Annotated in this window: 10 protein-coding genes and 1 pseudogene; 9 read left to right on the top strand and 2 right to left on the bottom strand. The window is 63.1% G+C overall.

Annotated features, from left to right (window positions below; genetic code table 11):
• The 3 genes from JOY90_RS20840 to JOY90_RS20830 form a co-directional block, all read left to right on the top strand.
• Positions 1–287: hypothetical protein (locus JOY90_RS20840; RefSeq protein WP_291692993.1), on the top strand; the 287-nt coding region annotated here is incomplete at its 5' end.
• Between the two features lie 188 nt (positions 288–475).
• Positions 476–766, top strand: coding sequence for a hypothetical protein (locus tag JOY90_RS20835; RefSeq protein WP_291692992.1), 291 nt, complete (start codon positions 476–478; stop codon positions 764–766).
• Between the two features lie 446 nt (positions 767–1,212).
• Complete coding sequence (locus JOY90_RS20830; RefSeq protein WP_291692991.1) at positions 1,213–2,055, top strand: outer membrane beta-barrel protein; 843 nt, start codon at positions 1,213–1,215, stop codon at positions 2,053–2,055.
• Positions 2,056–2,333: 278 nt separating this feature from the next.
• Here the strand turns inward: JOY90_RS20830 and JOY90_RS20825 are convergent, their stop codons facing one another.
• Positions 2,334–2,525: a hypothetical protein gene (locus JOY90_RS20825; protein ID WP_291692990.1), complete on the bottom strand. Its 192-nt coding sequence runs from the start codon at positions 2,523–2,525 to the stop codon at positions 2,334–2,336.
• 196 nt (positions 2,526–2,721) lie between these two features.
• Here JOY90_RS20825 and JOY90_RS20820 point away from each other — a divergent pair, with 196 nt between their 5' ends.
• The 6 genes from JOY90_RS20820 (at position 2,722) to JOY90_RS20795 (ending at position 8,576) form a co-directional block, all read left to right on the top strand.
• Positions 2,722–4,320 (top strand): ABC transporter substrate-binding protein, encoded by a 1,599-nt coding sequence (locus tag JOY90_RS20820; protein WP_291692989.1) that lies wholly within the window; start codon positions 2,722–2,724, stop codon positions 4,318–4,320.
• A gap of 69 nt (positions 4,321–4,389) precedes the next feature.
• Positions 4,390–5,400, top strand: a complete 1,011-nt coding sequence (locus JOY90_RS20815) for an ABC transporter permease subunit (protein WP_291692988.1) — start codon at positions 4,390–4,392, stop codon at positions 5,398–5,400.
• Complete coding sequence (locus tag JOY90_RS20810; protein WP_291692987.1) at positions 5,397–6,308, top strand: ABC transporter permease subunit; 912 nt, start codon at positions 5,397–5,399, stop codon at positions 6,306–6,308. The genes JOY90_RS20815 and JOY90_RS20810 overlap by 4 nt, the downstream gene beginning before the upstream one ends.
• A gap of 17 nt (positions 6,309–6,325) precedes the next feature.
• On the top strand, positions 6,326–7,363 hold the full coding sequence (locus tag JOY90_RS20805) for an ABC transporter ATP-binding protein (RefSeq protein ID WP_291692986.1): 1,038 nt from the start codon (positions 6,326–6,328) through the stop codon (positions 7,361–7,363).
• On the top strand, positions 7,360–8,337 hold the full coding sequence (locus tag JOY90_RS20800; RefSeq protein ID WP_291692985.1) for a peptide ABC transporter ATP-binding protein: 978 nt from the start codon (positions 7,360–7,362) through the stop codon (positions 8,335–8,337). Before JOY90_RS20805 ends, JOY90_RS20800 begins: the two co-directional genes overlap by 4 nt.
• Before the next feature lie 83 nt (positions 8,338–8,420).
• Complete coding sequence (locus JOY90_RS20795; protein ID WP_291692984.1) at positions 8,421–8,576, top strand: hypothetical protein; 156 nt, start codon at positions 8,421–8,423, stop codon at positions 8,574–8,576.
• Positions 8,577–8,585: 9 nt separating this feature from the next.
• Here the strand turns inward: JOY90_RS20795 and JOY90_RS20790 are convergent.
• A pseudogene (locus tag JOY90_RS20790) lies at positions 8,586–9,029 on the bottom strand (arabinose ABC transporter permease); the annotation flags it as partial.

Here is a 9,029-nt window from a genome sequence, read left to right as displayed (position 1 = left end):
CGGTCGGGGTGCAGCCGTTTGCGGACGGCAGGCTGATCGCGGTCGCGAACTCGAACAGATTTGGGGGTAGTGCGCCGGGCAGTGTTAGTGTTGTCAGCGCATCAGAAGCCCTGCGCCATGCACCAGCCACGCTGACGACATTTCCGGTAGGCGTGTTTCCGAGGGAATGGGCACTCTCGCCTGATGGAAGTCGGCTGTTCCTCACCGAATTCGGCTCCTCGATGTTGGACATCTTCGATATCGAGGACCTGCTTCCAGAACGCGCCAGGAGTCGCGATCCCGAATGAGACAGTTCCGGGAGGCCGCAGCGCGGCCGGGCTTGGCCCGCGCCCTCAAGAGCAGGCGCCTGAGTGCAACGGAGCGTTCGGGCAGTTGCGGTCCAGGTCCGCGTCTCTGCGGCCGCCGTCGATAGCACCGAATTGTTCGATATGCCGGATTGCAAAGCAGAGTGTTCTTCCCAACCCGGAGTGCAATGATGACCGATGTGATCCTGGTACTGATTCTGCTTGCCGCTTCCGGTCACGCGACTCGGGTTGCGAGGGCGATCAGCGACGCGCTGCCGGCCCTTGTCGTGTCCCTCGAGCCGGCGGATTTCGGCAGTATCGTATCGAACGCCCAGCAACCACTGATCGTCACCTGGCAGAGAGGGCTGTTCACCAAAAGATTCGTCTATTTATGTACGCATCAGGGGCACATGTTTGTGACGGAATCGCGCTCACCGCTCACGCTGCCCGCCGATGCCAAGCTCTTGCATGCAAAGAATTGAGCGTTAAGCCCGACCGGCTGGGTGAAGCGACGAAAGGAAAAGCATCCCGCGCGCCCCTGATCTGCTCGACGAATTGTTTGGGAAGGGGTGAGGGGACATCACCATGGTTGCAGCGGTTCGGGCGGCGCTCTACCCCGCGGGTCTCAACGGGACGGCAGGCCGACAGCGATCGGTTTGACGGCGCAATCACCAAGGTGAGATAAAGGCGAGAGATCGATCGCGAAGATGCTCGAGCAGCGTGCCTCCAACCCAATGCGTAGTTTTTGCATCGGCTCGTATGCGGACCATGTCCGGTCCATCCTTGAATGACGGACTCTCCCATTGTAGCCGCCTCGCCACACCGAAGCGAAAACTCTCGCAAATTAACCTACCGCTGCTTGCCCCGGCTGCAGTACTTCGATAAGGCCGTGGCAGGGTGAGCGCACAATCGCCGGCGGGAAGTCATCATGGCGCGGATTGCTGTTGTATTTCTTGCGGCGGCCTGTCTTCTGGCTCCTCGAATTGCATGCGCGGCCGACCTTCCAATGAAAGCGCGGCCCGTTGTTCCGGCTACTCCCGCCTATACCTGGACCGGCTTCTACATTGGCGGGCATGTCGGTGCGCTATGGACTCGCCAAGATGTTGAATGGGATCCGCTGCCCTTGGGCAACAGGTTAGGAATTGACTTTGGCGTCAATCCGACCGTTGGTCGTCTCAGTACGGCCGCTTCCCTTGTGGGGGGTGTCCATGGTGGGTATAACTGGCAATTTGCGCCAGCTTGGCTGTTGGGTATTGAGGCTGATTCGTCTTGGACAAGCGCAAGTTCGAGCGCTAACTCCATTTGGACGCTATTTGGCACGACCCAGCCCGTCGCTAACAGCCTCACCACGATGTCAAACAGGCTCGATTGGCTGAGTTCCGTGCGTGGGCGCATTGGTTATCTCGTACTGCCCAACGCGCTGATCTATTTAACTGGCGGCGGTGCTTGGGGGCGTTATGATTACAGCGCTTCGGCATTCAATGGCGTGCTCCTGCAAAACGGGGGTTATCTTGCAACCACCTCGTTTGCGCGGACGGAGACCGGTTATGTGCTGGGCGGCGGACTGGAATGGGCCCTTACGCGCAACTGGCTGATCCGTAGCGAATACCTTTACTATCGCCTGGGCGGAGCCAACTCCGTTGCCTTTTCTCCAAATCTTCCCACGACCTTCCCCTCCAGCTTCACCTGGCGCGACCCGACTGTGCATGTCGCTCGCCTCGGACTAAGCTATAGGTTCGACTGGGGCGTTCCGCTCGTCGCAAAATATTAACGACCATACGAGTTCCTCCAACAAAGTCGCTATCGTGACGGATCCGAGGAAGATCCAGTGACGGGCGGAGCCACTCGGAATCAGTTCTCCAGAATTCTATATTGGCGAGAGATACGACCACGTTGTCTGCTCTGGTTCAGACCTCGGACAACCTTGGCTTGGTCTGAACTGGCCCCGGTTATCTGAACAAAAATTCCGCGTCGATACGTGGAGCCTCTGCCGGGGTTAGGCCGCCGCGCGGAGGAAGATCGAAGTAGGCTTGATCCGGGGTGCGGTCGTCAAGGCTCGAATGCGGCCGTCGTCCGTTGTAAAAGTCGAGATACCGGCCGATCGAGCTTCAGCATCACGCCTTGAACCTTGAGGTCGGCGGACCATGTACGGGTAACCTTGCTCAATTGCCGGGCCAAAGCCTCGGCGTCGCGCCGACCGGCCTGATCGAGCCTCTCCACTTTTACTTCTGAAAGCGGCACTGCCGGGCCTCCATCATGCTATCTGAAACAACCGAAAGTACCTTCAGTTGCAACCTCCTGGGGAGGAGCTCGCCCCGATCTGACGGCTCGGCTCGCAGGATTTGACAGTCGTGACACCCGATAGCAATCTCGCCTGCGCATCTCTGGCGCCGCCTCGCGGCCATCGCGCCGAGACCACTCACCTGGAGTTCCAACCGTGTATGGATCAATCCTGCTCGCCGCCGTGTGCGCTTCGGCGTTGACGGTGGCTTCGGCCGCCTCCGCCAAGACCCTGATTTTCTGCTCGGAAGGCAGCCCGGAGAATTTCTATCCCGGCGTCAACACCACCGGCACGTCGTTCGACGGCAGCGAGCCGATCTACAACCGCATCGTCGAGTTCGAGCGCGGCGGCACGCAGGTGGTGCCGAGCCTCGCCGAGAAATGGACGATCTCGCCCGATGGGACCACCTACACCTTCAACCTGCGCAAGGGCGTGAAGTGGCACTCGACGTCCAAATCGTTCAAGCCGACGCGCGACTTCGATGCCGACGACGTCATCTTCTCGATCGAGCGGCAATGGAAGGAAGACAATCCGTACTTCAAGGTGACGAGCTCGAACCATTCCTATTTCGGCGACATGGGCATGCCGAAACTGCTGAAGTCGGTCGAGAAGGTCGATGACTACACCATCAAGATAACGCTCAACCAGCCGGAAGCCCCATTCCTCGCCGACCTCGCAATGCCTTTCGCGGCGATCCAGTCCAAGGAGTATGCCGATGCGATGCTCAAGGCCGGCACGCCCGAGAAGATCGACCAGGATCCGATCGGCACCGGCCCGTTCTATCTGGTGCAGTATCAGAAGGACGCCGTGATCCGCTACAAGGCGTTCCCGCAATTCTGGGGCGGCAAGGCCAAGATCGACGACCTCGTCTATTCCATCACGCCGGACGCCTCGGTGCGCTGGGCCAAGCTCCAGAAGGGCGAATGCGACGTGATGCCTTATCCGAACCCGGCCGACCTCGACGCGATGAAAAAGGATCCGAGCATCACGATCCTGGAGCAGCCGGGTCTCAACGTCGGCTATCTCGCGTTCCAGACCCAGAAGAAGCCGTTCGATGATGTGCGCGTGCGCAAGGCCGTCAGCATGGCGATCGACAAGAAGGCGATCATCGATGCCGTCTATCTGTCGACCGGCATCGCGGCCAAGAACCCGATCCCGCCCTCGATGTGGTCGTATAATGACGACGTCAAGGACGATCCCTATGATCCGGCAGCGGCCAAGAAGCTGCTGGCCGAGGCAGGCTATCCCGACGGTCTGGAGACCGATCTGTGGGCCATGCCGGTGCAGCGGCCCTACAATCCGAACGCGAAACGCATCGCCGAGCTGATGCAGGCCGACCTCGCCAAGATCGGCGTCAAGGCCGAGATCAAGTCGTTCGAATGGGGCGAATACCGCAAGCGGATGCAGGCCGGCGAGCACCAGATGGGCATGCTGGGCTGGACCGGCGACAATGGCGATCCCGACAATTTCCTGCACACGCTGCTCGGCTGCGACTCGGCGCAATCTGGCGGGTCGAATGTCGCCAAGTTCTGCTACAAGCCGTTCGACGAGCTGGTCGTGAAGGCCAAGACCGTCAGCGACCAGGCCGAGCGGGCCAAGCTTTACGCGCAGGCCCAGGTGATCTTCAAGGAGCAGGCGCCCTGGTTCACCATCGCGCATGCGGTGCAGTTGAAGCCCGTCAACAAGCGGGTGATCGACTTCAAACTCTCGCCGTTCGGACGCCACACCTTCTATGGCGTCGACGTCAAGGAATAGTGGCCGGGGCGGCCTTTGCCGCTCCGGCGCTTCCGTCCTTCGGTTTCCGGCGAGATGACAGAGAACGGCATGCTCCGGTTCGTTCTTACCCGGCTCAGCCTGGTGATCCCGACCTTCATCGGGATCACGTTGCTCGTGTTCGTCCTGGTCCGCCTGATCCCCGGCGATCCCATCGAGACGATGGCCGGCGAGCGCGGCATCGATCCGGCCCGGCTCGCGCTATTGCGCAAGGAGTACGGCTTCGATCAGCCGGTGCTGGTCCAATACGGCTTCTATCTGTCGCGGCTGGTGCATGGCGACCTCGGTCGCTCGATCGTCACCCATGAGCCGGTGATGTCCGAATTCGAGACGCTGTTCCCGGCAACGGTGGAGCTGTCGGTCTGCGCGATCCTGTTTGCGCTGTGCCTCGGTCTGCCGGCCGGCATCATCGCCGCGGTCCGGCGCAACTCCATCTTCGATCACGGCGTGATGGGGATTTCGCTGACGGGATATTCGATGCCGATCTTCTGGTGGGGATTGTTGCTGATCCTGCTGTTCTCGGTGCAACTGGGATGGACGCCGGTGTCGGGCCGGATCGCCGTGCAATACTACATCGAGCCGGTGACCGGCTTCCTGCTGATCGATACGTTGCTGAGCGGTGATTTCGGCGCGTTTCGCTCGGCCTTGTCGCATCTCGTGCTGCCCATGATCGTGCTTGGGACGGTGCCGCTCGCCGTGATCGCCCGCATGACGCGCTCCGCCATGCTGGAGGTGCTGGGCGAGGACTACATCCGCACCGCCCGCGCCAAGGGGGTGCCGCGTTTCCGCGTGATCGCGATCCACGCGTTGCGCAATGCGCTGATCCCGGTGGTGACGGTGATCGGGCTGCAGGTCGGCGTCCTCTTCACCGGTGCGATCCTCACCGAGACGATCTTCTCCTGGCCGGGCGTCGGCAAATGGCTGATCGAGGGCATCAACCGCCGCGACTATCCGGTGTTGCAGGGCGGCACGCTGCTGATCGGCGCGATCGTCATGATCGTCAACCTCCTGGTCGACGTCACCTATGGGATGATCAATCCCCGCATCCGGCACACCAGATGACCATCGAAGCCCTCGAGAACTCCGTCATCATGGCGCAAGCGGACGCTCTGCCGCACCCGCTGTGGGAGTTCTGGTCCGATTTCAGGGCAAATCCCGGCGCGGTGGCAGGCCTCGTCGTGATCGCGGTCCTGATTGTGCTTGCGCTGTTCGCCGATCTTGTCGCGCCGCATTCCCCTGTTCTCACCAACAACGCGGTCTTTCTCAGGCCTCCGTTCTGGCAGCAGGGCGGATCGATCGCCTATCCGCTCGGCACCGACGCGATCGGCCGCGACATTCTTTCCCGTCTCATCCATGGGGCGAGGCTTTCGCTGCTGATCGGCATCGCAGTGGTGACGCTGTCGGTGATATCGGGCACGATCCTCGGCCTGGTGGCGGGTTTCTTCCGCGGCGTGACCGAAATCGCGATCATGCGGCTGATGGACATCACGCTGACTTTGCCGAGCCTGTTGCTCGCGATCGTGATCGTTGCGATCCTCGGGCCGGGCCTGATGAATGCCATGCTCGCGGTCGCGATCGTGCTGCTGCCGCATTACGTGCGGATCGCGCGCGCCGCAGTCATCAGCGAAGTTTCCAAGGATTACGTCACTGCGGCCAGGGTCGCAGGCGCCGGCCGGCTCCGGTTGATGTTCAAGGAGGTGTTGCCGAACTGCGCGGCGCCCCTGATCGTCCAGGCGACGCTCGGCATTTCGACGGCGATCCTGGACGCGGCCGCGCTGGGTTTCCTCGGTCTCGGTGCGCAGCCGCCTTTGCCCGAATGGGGGACGATGCTGGCGGACGCGCGCGAATTCGTGCTGCGGGCCTGGTGGGTCGTCACGCTTCCGGGCTCGGCGATCCTCGTCACGGTGCTGGCCTTCAACCTCATGGGCGACGGATTGCGCGACGCGCTCGATCCCAAGCTCAAGCGATAGCACGCAGGGGCGATCTGATGCCGTTGCTGGAGATTGAGAATCTGTCGGTGGCGTTCCCGTCGAAGAACGGGCTGGTTCGCGCCGTGGATGGTGTCAGCCTCACGCTCGAGAAGGGCGAGGTGCTGGGGATCGTCGGCGAATCCGGATCCGGCAAGAGCGTCGGCATGCTGGCCCTGATGGGACTCGTGCCCTTTCCGGGACGCGTCGCGGCCGACAGGCTGTCGTTCGAGGGGCGCGATCTGCAGACCTTGTCCGACCGCGAGCGGCGCGCACTCACCGGCAAGGACGTGGCGATGATCTTCCAGGAGCCGACCACGTCGCTCAATCCCTCGTTCACGATCGGCTATCAGCTCGCCGAGACCTTGCGCATCCACGAAGGCATGGATCGCAAGGCCGCGCGGCGGCGCGTGATCGAGCTCCTGGAGCAGGTCGGCATTCCGGCCGCCGAGAGCCGGCTGGCGGCCTACCCGCACCAGCTCTCGGGCGGCATGAACCAGCGCGTCATGATCGCGATGGCAATCGCCTGCAATCCAAAGCTCCTGATCGCCGACGAGCCGACGACGGCGCTCGATGTCACCATCCAGGCCCAGATTCTCGATCTGCTGCTATCCCTGCAACGCGACCGGGGCATGGCGCTGATCCTCATCACCCACAACATGGGCGTGGTCCTGGACACGACCGAGCGGGTCGCCGTCATGTATGCGGGCCAGATCATGGAGCAGCGCCCGACGCAGAGCCTGTTCGCGTCGCCGCAGCATCCCTATACGGCCGCGCTGCTGGCCGCCCGCCCGGAGGCGAGCGACGGCGGACGGCTCGCCACCATTCCGGGCGTGGTGCCGGGAGTCTATGATCGGCCGCGGGGATGCCTGTTCGGTCCGCGTTGCGCCTATGCGACGCCGCTGCCCGATAAGGTGCGTCCCGATCTGCGCCCCTGGATGGACGGCATGGTCCGCTGTCACTATCCGCTGGGCGATCCGACACGGGAGGCCCGCATCGCGACCGACGGCGGCGGCGCCGCCGGCGCACCGGACCTTGCGCGCGAGACCGCGTCATGACGACGCTCGTCACCGCCTCCGATCTCAAGCGCAGCTATGAGGTCAAGCGGGGCTGGTTCCGCGCGCCGGCACATCTGCAGGCCGTGGGCGGGATATCCTTCGCGATCGAGACCGGCAAGACGCTGGCGGTCGTCGGCGAATCCGGTTGCGGCAAGTCGACGCTCGCAAGACTCGTGACTCTCATCGAGAAGCCGAGCGCCGGCACGCTGATGCTCGATGGACTGGATGCGGTCGATCCTCCCGCCAACGCCGTGAAGCCGTTGCGCCGGACGGTGCAGATCGTGTTCCAGAACCCCTATGGGTCGCTCAACCCCCGCAAGCGCGTCGGCGCCATCCTCGAAGAGCCGCTGGTCATCAACACCACGCTCTCGAGGCAGGACCGGCGGGCGCAGGCGCTCGACATGATGGCAAGGGTCGGGCTGCGTCCGGAGCAATATCGCCGCTATCCGCACATGTTCTCGGGCGGCCAGCGCCAGCGCATCGCGATCGCGCGCGCCCTGATGGTGCGGCCGAAGCTCCTGGTCGCCGACGAGCCGGTCTCCGCACTCGATGTGTCGGTGCAGGCGCAGGTGCTCAACCTGCTGACCGACCTGCAGCGCGAGTTGGGGCTGACCTATCTGTTCATCTCCCACGATCTCGGCGTGGTGCGTCACATCGCCGACGACGTGATGATCATGTATCTGGGCATCGCCGTCGAGCACGGGCCGAAGGAGCGCATCTTTGCGCGGCCGCTGCATCCCTATGCGCAGGCCCTGCTCGACGCGACGCCGGGCCTCGGCCGCAACCGCCAGCGGACCGTGCCGAAGGGCGAGTTGCCTTCGCCGCTCGATCCGCCGAAAGGCTGCGTGTTCTCGACCCGCTGCCCGCATGTGACCGAGCTGTGCCGCGTGCAGCGGCCGCCCCTGCGGCCGCTCGATGGCCGCCTGGTCGCCTGCCACTACGCCGAGCGTTTCCTGGAGGCGCAGGCGGTTTGAAGTCCAGGGCGGCGGGCGCGGAACATTGGGTCCCACGCGCGATTGTATAGGGAAAGCCAGACGCGAACTTTCTGGAGCCTGCGATGTCCGACATTCCCCAACTTCTCGAACGGAAGCAGACGCTGATCGACCAGATGCACAAGCAGCCGGAACTCGAAGACGACACCGACATCCAACGCGAGCTTCGCGAGATCGACCGGGCGCTGGACCGCATGGAGCCCGATTCGAAGGAGCACTGAGCTACCGCCTCAGTCTTGCTCGTAGCCATAGACCTCCGGCAGGATGAAGATCGCGGCGAGCAGGCCGATCAGCGGGAAGATCGCGACGAACAGCGTGGCATTGGCCTGTCCGATCGCCGCGAACAGCGACGGGAACAGGAAGATCGCCAGAAACGACGGCAGCTTGACGAACATGTAGGCGAAGCCGCTCGCCGTGCCCCGGTATTCCGGTTTCGCCACCATGGTCGGGATCGTCATGCAGTTCGAGGCGTCCCAGTAGTGGCCCCAGAGCATCGCGGCGGCGACGAACGGCAGCAGGTAGACGTGGTTCGCGTAGAGCGCCCAGGCCGCGACGAGCAGCGAGACGAACACGATGGCGAAGCCGATGATGCTGATGCCGCGGTGGCCGAGCTTCGGGGTGAGCATCGGCGCGGTCCAGCCCGCCACCGCGGCGAACGAGAACAGCGCCATGTT

This window comes from Bradyrhizobium sp. (assembly GCF_019242285.1).
Classification (GTDB): Bacteria; Pseudomonadota; Alphaproteobacteria; order Rhizobiales; family Xanthobacteraceae; genus Bradyrhizobium.
The sequence above is the reverse complement of the archived record's forward strand: the minus strand, read 5'-3'. Positions and strand labels throughout refer to the sequence as shown.

Bases quoted from the DNA above. Each gene is read 5' to 3' on its own strand.
- JOY90_RS20800 (WP_291692985.1), top strand. From the start codon at position 7,360: ATGACGACGCTCGTCACCGCCTCCGATCTCAAGCGCAGCTATGAGGTC.
- JOY90_RS20835 (WP_291692992.1), top strand. From the start codon at position 476: ATGACCGATGTGATCCTGGTACTGATTCTGCTTGCCGCTTCCGGTCAC.
- JOY90_RS20795 (WP_291692984.1), top strand. From the start codon at position 8,421: ATGTCCGACATTCCCCAACTTCTCGAACGGAAGCAGACGCTGATCGAC.
- JOY90_RS20805 (WP_291692986.1), top strand. From the start codon at position 6,326: ATGCCGTTGCTGGAGATTGAGAATCTGTCGGTGGCGTTCCCGTCGAAG.
- JOY90_RS20810 (WP_291692987.1), top strand. From the start codon at position 5,397: ATGACCATCGAAGCCCTCGAGAACTCCGTCATCATGGCGCAAGCGGAC.
- JOY90_RS20815 (WP_291692988.1), top strand. From the start codon at position 4,390: ATGCTCCGGTTCGTTCTTACCCGGCTCAGCCTGGTGATCCCGACCTTC.
- JOY90_RS20830 (WP_291692991.1), top strand. From the start codon at position 1,213: ATGGCGCGGATTGCTGTTGTATTTCTTGCGGCGGCCTGTCTTCTGGCT.